At 60.3% G+C, this 20,715-nt stretch carries 8 protein-coding genes; 6 read left to right on the top strand and 2 right to left on the bottom strand.

Annotated elements, in window-relative coordinates; translation table 11 throughout:
• Position 1: 1 nt before the first annotated feature.
• Entirely contained in the window at positions 2-1,348 is a 1,347-nt protein-coding gene (locus tag ACETII_RS02995) for a sialidase family protein (RefSeq protein WP_472787047.1), read from the top strand.
• A 238-nt stretch (positions 1,349-1,586) separates the two neighbouring features.
• Here ACETII_RS02995 and ACETII_RS02990 read toward each other — a convergent pair whose 3' ends face one another.
• Positions 1,587-1,805 (bottom strand): hypothetical protein, encoded by a 219-nt coding sequence (locus tag ACETII_RS02990; RefSeq protein ID WP_363349548.1) that lies wholly within the window; start codon positions 1,803-1,805, stop codon positions 1,587-1,589.
• A 567-nt stretch (positions 1,806-2,372) separates the two neighbouring features.
• On the opposite strand from ACETII_RS02990, the gene ACETII_RS02985 reads away from it, so the two are divergent.
• From ACETII_RS02985 to ACETII_RS02975, 3 genes are all read left to right on the top strand, one after another.
• Entirely contained in the window at positions 2,373-6,572 is a 4,200-nt protein-coding gene (locus tag ACETII_RS02985) for a PAS domain S-box protein (protein WP_472787046.1), read from the top strand.
• A 402-nt stretch (positions 6,573-6,974) separates the two neighbouring features.
• The gene (locus ACETII_RS02980; protein WP_472787045.1) at positions 6,975-8,279 is read left to right on the top strand and encodes an NAD-dependent epimerase/dehydratase family protein; all 1,305 of its coding nucleotides are present in this window, start codon (positions 6,975-6,977) and stop codon (positions 8,277-8,279) included.
• A gap of 365 nt (positions 8,280-8,644) precedes the next feature.
• A complete protein-coding gene (locus tag ACETII_RS02975) occupies positions 8,645-9,943 on the top strand; it encodes a GMC oxidoreductase (RefSeq protein ID WP_472787044.1) in 1,299 nt (432 codons plus the stop codon).
• Between the two features lie 10 nt (positions 9,944-9,953).
• Here the strand turns inward: ACETII_RS02975 and ACETII_RS02970 are convergent, their stop codons facing one another.
• Complete coding sequence (locus ACETII_RS02970) at positions 9,954-11,645, bottom strand: TolC family outer membrane protein (protein ID WP_472787043.1); 1,692 nt, start codon at positions 11,643-11,645, stop codon at positions 9,954-9,956.
• 868 nt (positions 11,646-12,513) lie between these two features.
• On the opposite strand from ACETII_RS02970, the gene ACETII_RS02965 reads away from it, so the two are divergent.
• Together ACETII_RS02965 and ACETII_RS02960 are read left to right on the top strand one after the other, a co-directional pair.
• Complete coding sequence (locus ACETII_RS02965; RefSeq protein ID WP_472787042.1) at positions 12,514-13,053, top strand: hypothetical protein; 540 nt, start codon at positions 12,514-12,516, stop codon at positions 13,051-13,053.
• 45 nt (positions 13,054-13,098) lie between these two features.
• Positions 13,099-20,685, top strand: coding sequence for an SDR family NAD(P)-dependent oxidoreductase (locus ACETII_RS02960; protein ID WP_472787041.1), 7,587 nt, complete (start codon positions 13,099-13,101; stop codon positions 20,683-20,685).
• Positions 20,686-20,715 lie beyond the last annotated feature (30 nt).

The following is a 20,715-nucleotide window of genomic DNA, read 5'->3' as shown; positions in this document are numbered from 1 at the left end:
GATGCGCGCATCTGACTCCAAAAATAGAGAAAAGTTTCGAGACGGGCGCGCGTGCGCGCCGCTCGCTCTCGTCATCGCCCTGGCCGCGGGGCCGGCGCTTGCGGAGGAGGCGGCGCCGACGGGAGCGCCGCCGTCGGGCGACGCACATGCGCAGCACAGCGCGGCTGAACACGCCAAACACGCGATGCGCCTGCCGACGGGCGTCGTCAGCCTCGACGTCGTCGCGGAGGGCGGCCGGCTGCATTTACTGACGGGACGGCATGCGCAGGGCGCCACGACCATCTGGCACCAGGTCTCCGCCGACGACGGCAAGAGCTGGTCAGCTCAGACGCAAGTCGAGGGACCGTCCGGCGCCGGCGCCACGGTGACGCGCGGGTCGGACGCCCGCATCGCCGCCGTCGACGGCAAGCTCATCGCCATGTGGATGAGCCATGTCGACGGCGCGTCGCATGGCGGCGCCGGCCCGATGGTCGCTGCGCGCTCCAGCGACGGCGGCAAGACATGGACGCCGCTCGCCGGTCCCGCCGATTGGGCAAAAGGGCCGCATTCCTTCTTCACGCTCGCCTCGGACGGCAAGACGCTTCACGCGGCCTGGCTCGATAGCCGCGACGGCCCGCCGCCGGCGCCGGGCGCGCAGGGATTGCGCTACGCGTTTTCGACCGACGCCGGCGCAAACTGGTCGAAGAACGCCACGCTCGACGCCGCCTCCTGCGCCTGCTGCTGGACGACCGGCAAAGCCGACGCGGCTGGTAATTTCTACGTTCTCTATCGCGACAAGCAACCCTCAGACATGGCGATCGGCGTGGTCGAGCCCAAGACGCATCAATGGACGCGGCTGGCGACGGTCGGCGCCTTCGGCTGGGATTTCCCCGGCTGTCCGCATATCGGCGGCGGGCTGGCGATCAAGAGCGGCAAGCGGCCCGAGATCCATGCGGTCGTGGGCACGCGCAAGAAGGAGAGCGCCGGCTTCTATCACCTCAAATCAACGGACGGCGGAAAGAGCTGGTCGGAGCCGCGACGCCTCGGCGACGATACGGCGGCGCATGGCGATCTCACGCTGGGCAAGGACGGCCGTCTCGCCGCGGTATGGGACATGGTCGACCCTGACGCCGGCGACGGCAGCCTTGGCGTCTTCGCCTCGACGTCGACCGACGACGGGCTCCATTGGACGCCGGCCAAGCGGCTGTCGCCGCTGAAGATCACGGCCTCCCACCCGAGAGTCGTCGCCACGAAGAGCGGGTTTCTCGCTTTGTGGACTGAACAGCCCGGTCCCGACGAACAGCGCCTCATGATCGCGCCGATCGGCAAGGACGTCGAGCTGCGTCAGACCAACCTTCAGGCGCGCTGACTTTAGCCAGAAGGCTTCCCCCAGCCAGAAGGCTTGCGCCATTGCTGACGCGCGCGGTACGCGCCGGGCGCGCAGCCGGTCATCGCCGAAGACTTCCATGTAGGGAGGATTGCGGCGTGACCGCCAGGCGGCCTCCTCTTCGACCATGGATTTGTTCATCTGCGCTATCCAGAGTCCGCCCGGGAAAGGCGACTCTACAAGGTCTTACTGTATCCTCCGAGGCAGACCCGAGCTTCAGTCAAAACAGGACGAGCCAAGCCACGCAAATGACGCAGATGCAGGTGAGCGCGACGCCGATCAAAGCGGCCGGCCAATCCCTGTCTTTCGCCGCCTTATAGGTCGAAACAGCCAGGAGGAGGCCGGAAACCGAAAAAGCCAACACGCCAAAGATTGGCAGAGTGGAGACAGCGCGCGCCCAGAAAGGGCGGACAACCGGCGTAAGCTCTACGAAAGACATTGATTAGACTCACAGTGACCTATGCTCTCCCCTTTGCGGCGCTGTCGAACGACGCGTCCTTGCCTGCTCCAGGGGTCGTCGCATTCGGTATCAGATGCGTCCGACCCGGTCCGTATGCGGGCGCATTGCGCGAGGTTGCGCAAGCGTCGTACCTTAGACGGGAGCGCCGCGCGCCGTCCCCGGGAGTGGCGTGGGCCGGGCTATTTGCCGCTTGCGGGCGTGTGGCAATTTGCCACGAGCAATCTCAAAGAAATTGCCATGATGAAACCGTCGCGTGAGCGCTACGTGCGGTGCGCCAGCACCCAAACGCGGGCTGCGCTACGGTAACGCTTAGTGGAGCCGCGACGACGCAGCCCATTGACAAAGGCCCCACCCTTGCGCGCGGATGTTAGGTAACCCGGCGAGCGCGCTCAGGGTAAAGCCAATGCTTGGGCGCCTGCTAGGCTTTGAGCGAGGGACGCCGATAAAGCGCCATGAGTATTTACTGTGGCTTTAGACGTCATCCGATCCGGATCGGACTCTTGCGGCGGCGTCGGCAATTCTTGTCCAGGGTAGCATTGGATGCATATGCCTGTCTCTAATATTGACGCACTCTGGGTTGTAGACTGGTCGACTGATCGCGACGGGCAATGCAGCTACATTGATCCTCTTTGGCGCGAAATCACGGGCCAAAGCGCCGATTCAGCCTTGCAGGAGGGTTGGCTTGAAACGGTTTACCCCTGCGATCGCGATCAGGTAAGGGCGGAGCTGACGCGGGCGATACAATCGGAGCAGCCTTTCCAGATCGTCTTGAGGCTCAGGCGCGCGGATGGACATTTTCGCTGGGCGATGGCGGTTGGCGCGGCGAAACGCGACGAACAAGCCGCATTTATCGGCTACAACGGCTCGATCATCGACTTCCACAACCGAGTAGAAGCCGAGCAGGAGCTTGCCGAAACACGGCAACGCCTTGAAGCAATCATGAACGCCGCGCCGATCGGCCTGAGTTATTCGAGCGATCCGAGCTGCGCGTACATTACCGGCAACAAGGCGCTTTTTGCACAATTTGAAATCAATGCCCGCGACAATATTTCGGCGCTTGCTCCTGACCCGGCCGACGCCGGTCGCCGAGTTCGCTTCTTCAACCAGGGCCGCGAATTAACGGGTTCAGAGCTTCCCTTGCAGGCGGCGGTGCGCGAACGACGCGAAGTCGAACCTTTCGAAATCGACGTGCAACTGCCGAGTGGCCGTCGGTGGACGGCGGAAGCTTCCGGCGCGCCCATTATCGGGCCAGACGGCCGCCTGCTTGGCGGGGTCGCCGTCACCGTCGATATTACCGAGCGCAAGAAGCACATTGAAGCATTGCAGGGGAGTGAAAAGCGTTACCGCTTGCTCTTCGAGACGAGTCGCGACGGCATCGTCACCGTCGATCTGAGCGGCCATATTCTCGAGGCCAATCCAGCCTATCAGCGCATGCTCGGCTATACCGGCGCTGAACTCCGTCAATTGACCTATCAGGAGCTGACCCCGGCGATCTGGCGCGACATGGAGGCCGCCATCGTGCAGGAGCAAGTCCTGCCGCGCGGCGAATCCGACGAATATGAGAAGGAATACATCCGCAAGGACGGAACCGTTTTTCCGGTCAGTCTCCGCACGTGGACCGTGACCGACGACGCCGGAGTAGTTGTCGGCATGCGTGCATTTGTGCGCGACATCACCGAGCGTAAGCGCGCCGAGGAGAAGCTGCGTGAAAGCGAAAGGCTGCTGCAGGCGGTGCTCGATGGCAGCCCCGACGCAATTTTTCTCAAAGACCGAGAGAGCCGACTGCTGCTGGCCAATCCCGCGACATTCGCCGCAATTGGCAAGCCGGCCGATTTTTGCCTCGGCAAGACCGACGAGGAGGTCTTCGACAATCCAGAGGATGGGCGCGCCATCATGGCCAATGATCGCCGCATCATGGAGTCGGGGCAAACCGAGACCTTCGAGGAAACGCTGGGCACCGCTTTCGGGACCCGTTGCTATCTGACGAACAAGGCGCCTTACCGCGACGCCGCGGGCAATATTGTCGGCATAATAGGGACCGCGCGCGACATCACCGAGCAAAAAAGGGCCGAAGCGGCGTTGCGCGAGCGTGAGCAGCGGATGCGGCGTTTCTACGAGGCCGGCCTTCTAGGCGTGATCTATTGGAATGTGGCTGGAGAGGTTACGGACGCGAACGACAAATTTCTGGAGATGGTCGGCTATTCGCGCGCAGACCTTCAGGAAGGACGGATCAACTGGCGGAAAATGACGCCGCCGGAGTTCCAGTTCGTCGATGACGCCGCGATACTTGAAGCGCAAGCCGCAGGATCGAACGCCTCGCCATTCGAGAAACAGTTTTTTCACAAGAACGGCGCGCGCGTGCCGGTTATCGTCGCCGGAGCAATGTTCGACGAAACCCGTACCAATGGCGTGGCGTTCGTCCTCGATATTTCCGAGACAAAGCGGGCGGAAGCCGAGTTGCGCGAAAGCGAGGAACGCTTCCGCGTTTCCTTCGCCAACGCCGCCATAGGCTTTGCGGTGAACGCGCCAGACTTCGGTTTCCTGGACGCCAACCCCGCTTATTGTGAGCTCACCGGATATACGCTGGAGGATCTTCTCGCCCAAGACGGTTCGCAGCTCATCCAGCTCATCCATCCTGACGACCGCTCGGCCAATCTAGCCTTGACGGAGCGGATGCTCGCCGGCGAAATTCCAAGCTTCGTCGTCGAAAATCGCTACATTCGCAAATGCGGCGAAGTCATCTGGGTCCGAAAGAGCGTCTCGCTCATCCGCAATATTAACGGCGCCCCCAGGTGGATCATCACGCTCGTCGAAGACGTCACCGAGCGCAAGAAAGCCGAACAAGCCCTCCGTGCGAGCGAAGCCCGGTTGCGGCTGGCGACCGAGGCCGCAAAGATCGGCGCGTTTGACTGGGACGTCCCCGCGGGCGTGAATACTTGGACTCCGGAATTGGAGGCGATGTATGGTCTCGCGCCCGGTGAATTCGCTGGGTCGCAGGCGGCGTGGGAGCAGCTGGTTCACCCCGACGACCGCGCCGGCGCGATCGCCAAGGTCGAGGAAACGCTTGCGACCGGCGAGCCGGTTGAACACGAGTGGCGAGTCGTTTGGCGAGACGGCTCGGTGCGTTGGATCGCAGGCCGTTTCCAGGGTTTCACGGATAGCGCCAAAAGGCCCGTGCGTCTCACGGGCGTGAACATCGACATCACTGAGCGCAAACGGGCGGAATTGGCGCTACGCGAGAGCCAGCAGCAGCTGGCGCTGGCGTTGGAAGCCGGGCAACTCGGGTTCTGGGACTGGGACGTGCCCAGCGGCCGGGTTCAGTTCGGCGGTCGCTGGGCGTCCATGCTCGGCTACGATCTCGACGAGGTGGAGTCCCATGTTCGGGCGTGGGAAGTGCTCGTCCATCCCGACGATCGGGACTCTGTCGCAGCCAAGCTGATCGACCATTTGGAAGGGCGCGCCGACTTCTATGAATGCGAGCACCGCCTGCTGCACAAGGATGGCTCCTGGCGCTGGATTTTGGATCGTGGTCAAGTGGTGGAGCGCGACGCCGACCGCCGCCCGCTCCGGGCGATCGGCACACACGCCGACGTGACGGCGCGCCACGAGGCGGAAGTCGCCCTGCAAGAAGCCGACCGACGCAAGGACGAGTTTCTCGCCACCTTGGCGCATGAACTGCGAAACCCGCTCACGCCTATTCGCAACGCGGTGCACTTGCTGAAAATCAAGCATGGTTCAGAGCATCCCGAAGCGCATCTTTTTAATATGATGCAGCGTCAGGTCGATCATCTTGTCCGGCTTGTAGACGACCTGCTCGAAATCTCCCGGATCAGCCGTGGCAAGATAGAACTGCGCAAGGAGAATGTGGCCCTGGCGGAATTCTTGTCGGCTGCATTGGAAACCTGCCAGCCGCTCATCGACAAGAAAACCCATTGCGTCGTCATGAAGACCCCCGATGACCCGGCGTGGGTTTTTGGCGATCCGGTGCGTCTCTCTCAGATTGCCGCTAATGTCATCCATAACGCTGCAAAATACACGCCGCCCGGGGGGCGCCTTGAAGTCGAGGCGGCGCGCGCGGGCAACGACGTCGTTCTGCGCTTTCGCGACAATGGCGTCGGCATCAGCGCCGAGATGTTGCCGCACGTCTTCGAACTCTTCGCCCAGACAGACGGTCAAGCTCGGCTTTCCGAAGGGGGGCTCGGCATCGGGCTTGCGCTTGTGCGCAAACTCTTGGAGCTGCATGGCGGGCGAATTGAAGCGCATAGTGAAGGCGTTGGACGCGGCAGCGAATTCGTGGTTTGGCTGCCTCTCGGCACGGCGCCCACGGCCGTCACGGCGTCGACCAACGAGGCGGCGACTCGGGACAGGATGGCGGCGCGGATACTTGTCATTGACGACGACGCCGATGTTGCAGACAGCTTCGGTCTGTTGCTGGAGGGCTTGGGGGCGACTGTTCGCAAGGCTTATAGCGGTCCCGCCGGCATTGCCCTTGTCGAGACGTTCGACCCCGATCTGATCTTTATAGACGTCGGCATGCCCGCTGTGGACGGCTACGAGACAGCGCGTCGCATTCGACGTAGCAGCCGGGGGCCTCAGTTCACCCTCGTCGCGCTGACGGGTTGGGGTCAGGACGAGGATCGCCACCGCGCGAAGGAAGCGGGCTTCGATCTGCACCTCACCAAGCCGGCTTCGATCGACGCGGTGCAAGACTTGCTGAACGCTCTGCCAAGTTCAACGAGACGATAGCTCAGATAAGAGCTAAGCTTTAGCTGCGCCACGCCCGACGTGTCGCCGAAGCGGGCGGGGCGGCTCCTGGCGAGCGCAGCCGCGGCAATTAAGCAAAGATATTGGAAGGCGGCCCGCTCGATGAGGGAACGGCGGGCCGCCCCAGCCGGCCGCATAACGGCGCCAGCCCCGCGCAAACCTCCCAAAAGCGAGCCAGCGCCGATGCGCGGCGACGCACAGACGGCGCTGGGAAAGACTATTGCCGAAAGTCCTATTTGCGATCGCCAGCCATTGATTCGCCAGAGCGCATCCGCCAGACGCCCAGACCCGCCGCTCGCGCTATTTTGTAAACGGAATGAATTGTGCTGAGATAAATAAGCGGGGACCTTCCTTGCCTAGTTTGCGACATCGAGAGCGATCCTCATGAAGGTGACGATTGCGGGCGCCGGCGGCTATCTCGGAGAACACATCGTTCGGGCCGCGTTGGCCGAAGGACACGACGTCGTCGCTATGGTGCGGAGCGGGTCCAGCGCAAAATTCCCAAGCTCGGTGCGACGACTCGAAGGCGATCTGCATGAGGCCGCCTATGTCGCCGACGCGCTGGCCGACTGTGAGGCCGCGATCTTCGCAGCCGGTAGGAATTTCAAGCCGGATCTGCCGCTAGACCAATATTTGGCGCAGAATGTCGAGCTAACGAAGATATTCTTCAACGCGCTTTCACGCTCGAATCCATCGGCGCGCGTTATCTTCACCTCGTCGATGTCAGCGATGGCCGGCAGTCTCGAGCCATTGGTCTTCAACGAGACGAGCGGCCGCGCTCATGTCTGCGTCGCGCGCCTCAATGCATATGATCGGGCGAAAGTGGCCTGCGAACAATTGGCGCGCGAGGCGGGCGCCGCCGGTCGCAACGTGGTGATCCTCAATCCTGGCCTCATGCTGGGCCCCGGCGCTTCGGTAAACAGCTCAGTTTCGAGCGCCTTGCTCCTGCAATGGTTCTGTCTGAAGCGATTCCCGATCATGGTTGCGTGCGGCGGCCACAGCGTCTGCGACGTGCGCGACGTCGCGCGCGCCCATGTGGCGGCGCTCACGGAAGGCGACGGCCAATACATCCTGGGCGGAGAGAATATCGATGCGCTGCAGCTTTATGACTTGATGTCTGAGCAGACGGGGATCAGACGACCGCCGCGGGCTCCCCTTTGGCTCGTATCCGCCCTTGTAACTACTCTCGACGCAGCATCGGCCCTGACATTCGGGTGGCTGCGCAGCCCCTTGCATCGCGACTTCGTGCGCTCGCAACCCCTGTTTTATTGGGGGAACTCCGACCGCGCGACGCGTGAATTGCACTACAGGCGGCGGCCTCTGACCCAGACCATACGCGACACGATCGCAGACTTCGTGGGCCGCGGCCTCGTTCCCAGTGACCTGCGGTTTGCCGCGTCCATTACCGACGAGAACCGCGATGCGCTGCTGCTGTTCAGTGAGTTGGCGCGCCGCCATATTCACCGCACGCATCTCCTGCCGCGCTTGCCGGAGATTCTAGCAGCGTGCCGCCAGAATCACGAACTTGCCGCCGCCCTCGACACGGCCTTGTCCGGCGCTTGTTATGATCACGCACGCGGACGCTTCCACTGGACCGGCGATCGCCCCGAAGCTGCGCTCGGTCGGTTGAGGAGATTGCTCGATTATTGCTACTACGCCTCCGACGAATTCCGCGAAAGAATGAGTTGAGAATGCGCCGGGAGCGAACAGGCATTTGCATCATTGGCGCCGGCGCCGCTGGCGGCATTCTGGCCTATCGACTTGCAAGCGCCGGGCGCGACGTCCTCTCCCTCGAGCAGGGGGCCTCGATCACGGATGATTACTTCAACAATGGCCTCCCGCCGGCGCAGGACGAACACTTCGGCATTTCGCGGGAGCGATCGTGGGACGACCCGCCGAGCGACGTTTTTTTCGACGCAAATGCAAAGGCGCGCCGTCTGTATGCTTCGGCGGACATTGCCTCGACGAGCCAAGAGGCGGCGGCCGTCTTTTGCAACCGTCAGATCTTCCGGCTCAACGGCAAGCAAAATCTGTGGGGTGGCGTCGCATTGCGAATGTCGCCGCGGGACTTCCGCGCGCGTGATTTTGGCGACGGCGATTTCAACTGGCCAATCGATTACGACGATCTCGCACCTCACTATACGGAAATTGAGCAATTGATCGGCGTGTGCGGCTCACATGAGAACCTTGCCGCTCTTCCCGACGGCGATTTTCTTCCGCCGCTTCCGCTACGGCGCCCAGATGTGGCGATGCAGTCGGCAGTCCGAAGGATGCGTCGCCTTCCGCTACGGGCGATTCCAACCCGAAAGGCGATCGAGACCCGGGCCGATGCGCCGAATGTCTGTTTGCAGTGCGGCCACTGCGTGCACGGTTGCCGAACCGGCAGTATCTACAAATTCTCGAGCCGATTGCTGCCGCTCATCGAGGGACGGCGCAACTTTCGCATTGCGTACGAAACGAAGGTCTTGCGCCTGAGGCGCGCTTCGGACTCTTCGCGTATCGAAGCCGTCGAATGCCTGGACACGTCGAAACAAGAGCGCTTCGAGGTGCTGGCCGATACATTTATCGTCGCCGCTGGCGCATTGGAGACTTCCCGCCTCCTTCTCAATTCGACGGACGATGCGTGGCCAAACGGGCTCGCCAATTCCTCGGGGCTGGTCGGCTGCTATTTGCAGGACCATGTGCGCGCCCGCGCTTCCGGTTCGCTCTGGTGGCTTGGCGGCAGCAAGCCCGCCGATCCCCCCGGAATCGGCGATCACCTTCTGATCCCGCGTTTTCTGTTCGGCGCTTCCGATTTTCGTGGCGGCTTTCAGATCCAATGCGGACACATGTTGCCCTGGCTTCCATTTTATCTGGACGGCATGGCGGTTTTCCCGGCGCGCCTGAAAGACCTGCTCGCGCGTTGGCTGTTTTCCACCTATGTTGGTCTGTTCTTCATGGGCAAACCGAGCGCGCGCATCAGCAACCGCTTACGCCGAAGTAACAAATGCGACCGTTACGGCGTGCCGCAGGTCGATGTGGACTACGCCTGGAGCAACGAGGATTTGCAGATGCAGGAATCAATGCAGCTGTGGGGCCGAAAGATATTGCAAGCCGCTTTTGCGATTGGCGTCAACGCCGCGCCCGATACGCTGCCCGGTCTTGGAATACACTATGCGGGCGTCTGCCGAATGGCCGCCAACCCACATGACGGCGTCGTGGACCGCGGATGCCGCAGCTTCGACCACCCGAACCTGTACTTATGTGACGGGGGCGTCATGCCCGATCTCAGCGAGAAGAACCCGACCTTAACAATTATGGCGCTCGCCAACCGGCTGGCGGCGACCTTGTCGAGCCGTGGGGCGGACCAGTAAACCGGACGACTTAATCTGCGTCCGTTCCGATCATCTTATTCTTCACCCGTTCAAAATGCGCGGATGGATCGTAGAGCTGGACGTCCAGTTGCAACGTTGTTGCTGAAAGCTTCCCGATCGCAGAGAGCGCAGCGTAGGAGGCGACAACACGATCCCGCTGCGAAATGATCAGGTTGACGCGGGCGTTGAGCAGAGCTTGCTGGGCGTTGAGCACGTCCAGGGTGGTGCGGGCCCCCACTTTTGCTTCTTCGCGAACGCCGCGCAGCGCCGCCTCGGCAGCTTTTATCGCCAATTCATCCGTTGCGGTTTGAGACCTGGCGGTGTTGAGTTGGCCATAGCTCGAAATGACCGCCGCGCGAACGTTTCGCCTTTGTGAGTCGAAATTCAGCTTCTCGCGCCCCAGGGTTTCCTTCGCCTGCCGAATGGCGGCGTACTCCTCGCCGCGTTGGTAGAGTGGAACATCCAAGTTCAGGCGCACCGCGGCGTTGAATTCCCTCGAGTTAGGCGCTGCGAGCACCGCCTCGCGCATGGACAACAGCGAATCATATTGCTGTGAGACCTGCCCATCGAGCGAAAGCCGCGGCGCAAGATTGCTCCACGCCGCATTCACTGCGAACTCCGCCGCGTCTACTTGATGCCGAGCTGCGTCCAGGGACGGATGTGTGTTTAGGGCGAGCTCAATTGCTTCGTCGACAGATTTCGGCAGGAGCCGTTCAACCGAACTCGCGGGCTCGAGCCGTCCGGGCGGCTCTCCAATGATCTGCTCGTAAATTGCCAGGCTGTTCTTGAGCTGAGCCTGCGCACCAAAAAAATCCGAGCGGGCTTGCGCGAGCGATGCTTCCGCCTGAGCTACGTCGGTGCTGGTGAGATCCCCCTCTTGCACTTTGCGACGCGTGTAATTGAGTTGAGTTTGCAGAATTGAAATATTGTTCTTGCGCAAAGAGAGCACGGCCGTGTCGCGCAAGACATTCATGTAGGCTTTCGCTGCGTCCTGCAAGATCGACTGCTCGGAGAGATCGGCAACCGAACGTGCGGCGAAGACTCCCGATTCAGCCTGATGTACTGCGTTTTCAGTACGGCCGCCGTCGAACAGCGGCTGCGAGACGTAGACCTTCACATCCCGTGGATAGGCTGCGAAATTGGTCGAGTACGAAAAGGGCTGTCCCGTAGCAGGGTTTCTCAAGGTGACGAACTGTCCGTTAATCGGCGACCGCACTGGCGGAAAGCCGAGTTTGAGGTCAGTTCGCTGGGCCCCCGCTCCGGCCTCGAGTTTTGCAATAGGCCGAAGACCCGACCACGCGCGCGCAATGTCTTCATCTCTGATCCTTACCGTCGCTCTTTGTTGGTTTAGATCAGGATTGCTGCTGTAAACGCGCGCAAGGGCGCGCGCGATCGTTTCCGCCGGGGCGGAGCGCGGAGTCGAGACGAGAAGCGCGAGGGCGATCGCCAACGACAAGTTACGCTTCGTCGGTTTCTTCATAAATGTCCGACCTGCTAAGCTTAAGAGTGTGCAGCTGCGAAAGGATCTGGCGGTCTTGCGATAAAATGCGCCATAGCAAGGAGCAAAATACTGGCCAGAACAAGGCCACATTCCTTTGGTTCCAGTCTTACTTGAGCTTGACCGATTGAGCAGGAAAAGAGCCGCGACGAGAGATAAGTTACCATCTGTAACTCGCGGAATCACTGGCGGCGCAGCGCTCATTTTTCTCTCCAGGGGCGTCCTCTGGCGAACTGCAGTAAGCTGGTGTCGATAAGCATGGAGTGATGATTTAGTTGTGATTGCGTCGTCACAAGAGTTGGCGCATCGAATACTCAAGCTCCAGCGCTGTCGCCTAGTGATGAGTCGGTGTGCAGGCCACGCTTAGATCACACTTCTTAATAAATTGCATGTATGTTTGCATCAAAATATGTTTTCGATTAGACTGGCGTAGAGTTATACAAATGCATTTTGTGCATGAAAAATAAGCTTAGCAGCGCTCACTATCATCGTTCATTGCTTCACAGTTAGGCGTTTCGACGTTTTTCTCCCTAATTGTTGCCTGTCAAGTGTACCCGGATGCAAACGCCGTCCTGAGTTAGAATTGCTCGCCAGCGCCGGTCGCGCTTTATCTCTGAATGATTGTTTCGAGACGCTCGACGCAGACAGCCTCATTTCGAAACTGCATAAATAATTCACATCAAATAATTAAGGGGCTCAAAAATGTGGCGCCCATGGATGCAACCAAACCGAGACTTCGCGCGTTTGCGCTATGATCACGCTGCGACGCAGCATTTTTGTCCCGGAGCGTGGTGGCTTTGCCAGACTACAACGGAGCATTTCCTGATTGGAGGTTTGGATGGAAAGGAACTCCGATGACGGCTCCCACTCAAACGGCGCAAGATTCGATTCAGGTTCGAGCGTTGTCGAGAGTCCGGCTACGGAATGCCAGTTTCGCGGGACCATTCCAACTCCGCCCCGTGAGATCACCGACGGTAGTCCTCGTGAAAAACTGCTTTGCGCGCAAAAGCAGCGAGATGCGTGCCGAGAGAAGTTTGAGCGAGCCCGGTCTGCCGTCAGTTTAAGCCGCGAGATGATAGACGCGCTTGAGGAGCAGTTGAGCAGATTCTCATATATCGGTTCCGTAGTAACAGAAGAATGCGTTGCATCAATCATGAAGTCGATCGGCGGCGTAGAGCGGCCGCAGGTAGAGTTTTCACCTGAAACTATGACTGTCTGGCAGCAAATGATCGATATTGAGAAGAGGCTCGCTGCGGCAAAGAAGGCCGGCGAGATTCTTGAGAGAGAGTTGCAGGAAGCCGAGCACGCGTTCCGCGACGCAGAGGACAGAGTGAAAGGCGCTGCTATAGCTATGGCCGCGCTTGTTGTCGAACCGATCGCCGAAGAGCTTGCAGGCATAGAAACCCGAGCAGCGGTGCTGAGACGAATACTATTGGGTTACGCAGCGCTGCGTCATGCAGGCCAGTTTTTGCCTCTAAATAAGAGGGCCGCCATGTTGCTAAGGGGTCAGAAAGCCGCTCATGACCCGCAAGTCGTCGAACATTGGGGGACATTTCTAAATGAGCTCGATCGAAATGCTGACGCGTCTTTCGTCGTGAAGGAGTTCTCCTGACGGCACGTTTCTTGAAGGCGTCACCGATGGTTTGGAGAATATGGAATGGCATTAGCGAAGTCTTTTGATCGGCCCAGTAATCTCGAAACAGGTTATCGCCCGGCGCCGAGTTGCGTCCCGCGCGTCGCCGATTCGGGGGTAGCCATGGAAACGGTTCTAGCGCTCACGCCGAGCCATAAGCTCGACGCCACGATCGCCATTGCAGCCGCACGCGCTGGCGCAGTTGGAATTCTGGACCTCGGCTTCCGTCAGAACCGGTCTTCGGTCGAGAGAGAGATCGTAAGATTGAGAGACGCGATCGGCGCAGCGTCGTGGGGCGTTCGCTGGGATACGCTCGGTTTGCCCGCCCGCGGGATGGACCGGCTGGCCGAGACGCTGCCCTTCAAAGTCCCCCTGTTGCTGATCGGCGGAAGAGAGGAGCCAACAGCGGAGTTGCTCTGCGCCGCGCGACGACTTGCGGATCGCGTCGTCGTCGAAGCGAGCGACGCGAAGTCTGCTGTGATGGCTGACGCTGCGGGTTATGATGGCGTCATCGCAAACGGCAGCGAGGTTGCCGGACGCGTCAGCAAGACGGCGTCGTACATCTTGGCGCAGGAGCTTCGAGGGCTCGTTCGAATTCCTTATTGGATCAGAGGCGGCGTCGGTCCGCGTGTCGCGGCCGCCACTCTTGTAGCAGGCGCCAAGGGCTGGGTTCTCGCCGAGCAGCTGTGGCTTTCTGAGGAAGGTCCCTGGTTCCTGAGAGGAAAGAAGCTGCCGGACTTCGATGGAAGCGAATCAGTCGTTCTGGGACGAGACGACGATCTTTTCAGAATTTCCGCGCGGCACGGCAGGAGCAAGTTCAAAGAACTCGAACTGGCCTGCGCGCGCGGCGGGGATTGGCGCCAATCTCTCGAGGCGAAGCTCGCAGACGATCATGACCCGATCATCCCACTTGGACAGGACATCGCCTTGGCGGCTCCCCTTGCGCGTCGCTACGGCACGACTGGGCGGATCATTCAAGCGATTCGCTCAGGGGCCGAAGAGAGAATTCGGCAGGCGGCGGAGCTGAAGCCATTGGCGCCCGAATCCGCCCTGGCGAAGGCGCATGGCGTGCGCTACCCGATCCTACAGGGTCCGATGACTCGCGTAAGCGATGTCGCGCCTTTCGCCAAATCCGTATCAGAGGCTGACGCGCTTCCCTTCCTTGCGCTCGCCGTCATGCCGGGACCGCAAGCGAGAGAGTTGCTGCTGAAAGCGCGGGAGACCATGGGCGGAAAGCCTTGGGGCGTCGGCATGCTCGGCTTTCTTCCACTGGAATTGCGCCAGGCGCAGATGGAAGCCATCAAGGAGATCAAGCCGCCTTACGCCATCATCGCAGGCGGGCGACCCAGCCAAGCCAGGGAGATGGAGGAACTCGGCGTTAGTACGTACTTACATGTTCCTTCGCCCGCGTTGCTTCAGGGCTTCATCAACGAAGGCGCCCGAAATTTCATCTTCGAGGGCAGCGAGTGCGGCGGCCACACAGGACCACGCTCGAGCTTTATCTTGTGGGAGTCGGCGTTGGAGGTCCTCCTCGCTTCCGACGTCAAAGACCCGAGTTCGTTTCGAATTCTTTTTGCAGGCGGGGTCCACGACGAGATTTCTGCGGCCATGGTTTCGATCCTGGCGGCGCCGCTTGTCGAGCGCGGCATGGCTGTGGGCGTATTGATGGGCACGGCCTACCTCTTTACGGAAGAGGCCGTGCGATCGGGCGCCGTCACGCAGGGTTTCCAAGACGAGGCGCTGACTTGCCGAGATACTGCTTTGTTGCAGTCCGGCGTCGGCATTTATACACGATGCGCGAAGACGGCGTTCTGCGACGAATTCGATGACGCGCGGCGCAAGCTTTTGCTCGAAGGCAAGTCCGAGAACGACATCCTGATGGCGCTCGAGTTGCTCAACATCGGGCGCCTGCGCATTGCTTCGAAAGGCGTTGTCCGCAACGAGACGCCGGAAAGCGGCGGCCGCTACCGGCCTGTCGACTTGGAAACGCAGCGTCGCGACGGATTGTATATGATGGGCGAAGTGGCCCGCCTGCGCAGTCAGAAGACGACCATGGCGGCTCTCCACGAAGCGGTGACCATCGGCGCCGGTAAGGAGCTCGATGCAGCTGCGGGCGTCTTCGCCAAGCCGACGACCAGCGTGACGTCGGCGTCGGGGGAGCCGATCGCCGTTGTGGGAATGGCGTGCCTGATGCCACAGGCGAACGATGTGGAGACATACTGGCGGAACATATTGCTTGGAGTGGATACGATACGCGAAGTGCCCCCGGATCGTTGGCGCATGGAAGACTATTTCGATCCCAACCGCGGCGTCAAAGATAAGGTCTATTCTAAGTGGGGCGGCTTTCTCGAGGACATCGCATTCGAGCCGGCTGCTTTCGGCATTCCGCCCGCAAGCCTCTCCTCCATCGAACCCGTTCAGCTGCTCGCGTTGTATGTGGCCAAAAGGGCTTTGCAGGACGCCGGCTTCGACCAGAGGCCGTTCCCGCGCGATCGCACCGCGACGATCTTTGCATCTGGAGCGATGAACGATCTGGGGACTGAATATGTCTTCAGGACGCTTCTCGCGAAGTTTCTTCCCAGGGTCGAAGGGATATCGAAGGAAGCCGCCGCGCAGATCAAATCGTCGCTCTACACGCAAGACTTGCCTAACTGGACGAGCCACTCGTTTCCTGGCTTCCTGGGCAATGTCGTGGCGGGCCGAGTAGCAAACCGCCTGGATTTGCGTGGAGCGAATTTCACGGTTGACGCGGCTTGCGGCTCAGGGTTGGCCGCGCTGGAGGTCGGCGTACGGCAGCTTCGCCACCACAGCGCGGATGTCGCGCTCGTTGGGGCTGTCGACGCCACCAATGGGCCGGTCGGCTTCATGTCCTTCGCCCAAACGCTTGCTCTGTCTCCTCGCGGCCGCTGCCGCCCGTTCGACGAAAGCGCCGATGGCATCGCCCTCGGCGAGGCCATCGCGGCCGTCGTGTTGAAACGGTTGAGCGACGCCGAGCGCGATGGAGACCACATTTACGCTGTGATCAAAGGCGTTGGTTCTTCAAGCGATGGGCGCAGCCGCACATTGACGGCGCCCAGTTCACAAGGACAGGTGTTGGCGCTGCAACGTGCTTATGAGGACGCGGGCGTCGATATCGGCAGCGTCACGCTGATCGAAGCGCATGGCACCGGCACCGTGCTGGGCGACAGATCCGAAGTCGAGGCGCTGTCAATGGCGTTCCCGGCCTCCCAATCAGCGCAGAAAACCTGCGCCGTGGGCTCGGTCAAATCAATGATCGGACATACCAAGATCGCGGCAGGCCTGGCGTCGATCATCAAGGCGAGTCTCGCCCTCGATCAGCGCGTGCTCCCGCCGACGATCGGCGTCGAGCGTCCACTTCCTCAGTTCGAGCCGTCTCCATTTTACGTCAATACGGAAACGCGGCCCTGGATCACCAGGCCCGCCGACCAACCAAGAAGATGCGGCGTCAGCGCCTTCGGCTTCGGCGGAACAAATTTCCATACGGTTCTGGAGGAGTACCAGGGTGAGTACCGCGAGCACGACGCCCGCGACCTCAACCCTAGAAACGCTGAAATCTTCACGCTTTGTCGAAGCACCCGCGCCGACCTCGAGAACGCTGCAACGACTCTACTGCGCGCCGCATCCGAGACAAGTCAGCCCTCTTTGGCCCAACTCGCGTATTCTTGGCACTTGGATGAGGCGAAGGCGAGGCCGAAGAACGGAGGACAAGTATTCCATTTGTCCATCGTCGCAACGTCCGCGGACGATTTGAAGACGAAGCTTAGATCTTTCTCGGATGAGTCGAACGGCGGCAAGCCGGCGCCCGGCGTGTATTTCCGCGACAAGACGAACATCGAAGCAAGCGGCAAGGTCTGCTTTCTCTTTCCCGGCCAGGGCTCCCAGCAACTCAACATGTTGCGCGATCTCGTGACGTCGCGTCGCGCGAGCCATACGCTTTTCGAGCGAGCTGACGCTTTGCTGGAGAAGTCTCTCTCGCGACCCTTGTCGTCGTATATTTTCCCGCCGCCGGCCCTGTCGAAGGTCGAGGCGGATCGGCAGAAATCCGAACTCAATGATACGCGCATCGCTCAACCGGCTCTTGGAGTGGTCGAGCTCGCGGCTTACGATCTACTCAGTGAGTTTGGATTGCGGCCGCATTTTCTGGCGGGTCACAGTTTCGGTGAGTATGTCGCGCTATGCGTAGCGGGAGCGATGTCTCGGGAGGAGCTTATCCGGCTGTCCGAGGCGCGCGGCCGCATTTCCGCGAAGGCGGGCGGCGGCCAGAAAATGGCGATGGCCGCCGTCAACGCCGCTGAAGCGAGAGTTGCTGAAGCCATAGCAGGGCAGAGCCTGGCGGTTGAAATAGCGAGCCTCAATGCGCCCGATCAGACGATCATCGCCGGCGCCAGAGAGGCGATAGAAGAGGCGATCAAAGCGTTCGACAAGGAAAACGTGAGAGCCATGCGGCTCGCGGTGACTGCTGCATTCCACACGCAAGCGATGGGAGCCTCTTTAGGCGAGCTTGTCGACGTGCTGGACCGGATCGACGTCAAGACTCCAGCCACTCCAGTGTTCAGTAATACAATCGGCAAGCGATTTCCCGATGAGCCCCAGGCGATCAAGACGCTGCTCGGACGGCACCTGGTGGAGCCGTTGCGCTTCGTCGATGAAATACAAGAACTGTATGATGAAGGAGCGAGAGTCTTCGTCGAATGTGGGCCAGGCGTCGTGCTGAGCCGGCTTACTGATAATATTCTGGGCAAGCGCCCGCACGCAACGCTCTCTTTGGACGTCGCTGGGCGCCCGGGGTGGCAGCAGCTTGCGCATGTTCTCGCGCAATGCGTTACTCTCGGTCTTCCGGTCAATCTCGATATTTGGTTTCGAAACCGGGGTCTCGCGCCCGTTGGGCTGGAGGAGGCGCTGCAGCGCGCCCGCGCCAGCACAAATCCGCCGCAACTCGCCTGGCGAGTTAATGGGGGGCGGGCTGAACCCTGGTATGCCGCGAAGACCTCCGCAACAGGCCGAAAGCGGCACAGCGAGCTCGCGCCAGCGAAGCGCGAGGATCAGCGGCCGGAGCCTGCGCCATCCATCCCTAGCGAGAGGCCGGCAAGTAATGGCGTAATTTATAAATTTGACAGGAGATCAAAAGTGCAGACTGACGAACAGAGCCATAGGCCAGCGGCCCCGCCGCCGACGGCGCCGAATATTGCTCTGTCACCGAGCTCGTTCGGGGCAGAAGTCCAATCTAACTTGTCGAGTCTAATCGACCTGCAACGTCAGCAGCAAGAAACGCTGTGGCGCTTCATGGAGTTTCAGGAACGCCTTATGAACTCGGGGCTTTCCCACTCTTCGCCAGCAGCCTTTGCCGCTTCAGCCGCCGCAGCTTCGCTCTCAACCGAGGCGGCGCCCCTTCCAGTCCGCGCCGCGACGACATCGGAGCCTCTGCAGCGCGCCGCGGAACCCCCGGCAGCGCTCGCGAGGCGTATTGTTCCTCCCGCGCCCGTCCTCCCGAAGTTTGTTACGTCCCCCAGCAAAGTCGAACCGAAGACTCAAGTGCAGGCGCTAAATGGAACAGCGGCGCCGACCCCGGAGAGACGGGGGCCGGAGCCCGCCGTACGAACGCCAAAAGCCGCCGAGGCGCCGGCGCTGCCGCCAACCCCTCAGTTCAAAAATGATCTGATTCGCGTCGTCGCGGAACGCACAGGCTACACGGAGGAGATGCTCGATCTCGATGCGCATGTTGAAGCAGATCTGGGCATCGACTCGATCAAGCGAATCGAGATCTTCAGCGAGTTGAAGGATCACTACCCCTTTATGGAGGGACGAGATCAAGAGACGGTGTTCGAAGAGCTTTCGAACCTCAAAACCCTGAGTGCAGTCGTCGCCTGGTACGATTCACTGCGGTCAGCAGACAAGGCGGGAGGCTCTGAAACTGGAAAAAAATCTCCGACTCCGTCGCAGTCTTCGCCTGAGGCGACGGAGTCTTCAAACATGCAGGCCCTCGCGCACGACGCTCGTCGTTACGCGGTAATCCCCTTATCTGCGCCCTTGGGCGCGGATGAGCAGCAGGAACTCCTCTCCAGTGACCGCGTATTGCTTGCGATTGGCGCGCCCGAGACCATGAGCAGCCATTTCCGTGCTGCGCTGGCGGCCAGACACTGTCAGTTTGTCGAAATTTCCGCCGCTGGCGAGACCAAGATGGTTGGCGCCAATCGCGCCGAGGTCGACTTCTCTTCGATCGACGGCGTGAAGAAGCTCAGCGCATTGCTTCACGACCAAGGAAAGAGGGTCGGGGCCATCGCAAACTTCGCAATGGGTGGGGCGGAGGCGACGCAATTCGAAGCCGCGCGCCGATTATTTCTCCTGCTAAAGGCCTTCGAGTCTGATCTGAGGTCCGACAAGCGCGGGAACTGGCTTCTCAACATAACCGCGCTGGACGGACACTTCGGTCTGCGTCGCACACAGCGGTTCGGGGTTCTTCCTGCAGGCACTTTGGGCGTGGCGAAAACCGCCGCAATCGAATGGCCTGAAGTGACGGTCAAATGCCTCGACGTCGATCCCGACATTGATCCAAATAGTCTTGTCGAACATGCCATTTGTGAAATCACGAGCGGGGACCGGGCCACAGAAGTTGGCTTCACGGCGGAAGGTCGTTTCGTTCTAGACTTGAAGCCAGACAGCGGAGAAGATCAGAACCTTTCTAACCTCAGCCTCGAACGAAACTCTGTCCTGCTCGTGACTGGCGGCGCTTACGGGATCACTTCGGATATTGTTAAAGCCTTCGCGAGCAAATTTAAGCCAATCATAATTCTCACCGGCCGCAGCCGGCTGTCAGAGCCAGAGTCGCCTGAGACGACTGCGCTCAAAAACGTTGAAGATCTTCGAAAGTTCTTGATCGAAGACATGCGCGCCGGCAATCCAAAAATCAAGCCGGTGGAAATTGAGAGAGCGCTGCAGCGAATTCTCAAAAACCGCGAAATATCCAGAAATCTTTCCGAAATGCGCCTCGCTGGCGCTCGGGTGGAGTATCACTCGATCGACCTGCGCGACAAGCAGGCGTTCAGCAAATTGATCGCGTCCATCTACGAATCTCACGGACGCATCGACGGGGTACTGCACGGAGCCGGCGTCGTCGACGACAAGCTCATTCGAGACAAGCAGCTCCAGTCGTTCGACGAGGTATTCTCGACAAAGGTTGTCCCGGCGATGGTGCTGGCCGAAAATCTGAAGCCGGAAACGCTGAAATTTTTCGTGTTCTTTTCTTCTATCGCCGGACGATTTGGAAATGCCGGTCAAGCCGACTATAGCGCAGCCAATGAAGTCATTAACAAACTTTCTGGGCGTTTGCGGGTAGATTGGCCGCATGTACAAACCGTCGCAATAAACTGGGGTCCCTGGGACGGTGGGATGGTTCGACAGGAACTACGCGCATTCTTCGCCGCGAAAGACATTTATCCGATTGGTTTGGAGGAAGGGACGCAACGTTGTCTGGAAGAGTTGCAATATGGAGCCGACGGGCCGGCAGAAATTGTCGTCACCTCTAGTCTCGATGAGATCGTCAAATTGACAACGCGTTTGAAAGCGCCTGCTTCGGCGGAGCTAACGGTATAGCTGCAAAGGCAAGAAGCAGGAAAAGGAAAG

Source organism: Methylocystis sp. NC52PC, from assembly GCF_055698645.1.
This window is presented reverse-complemented; position numbering and strand designations above follow the sequence as displayed.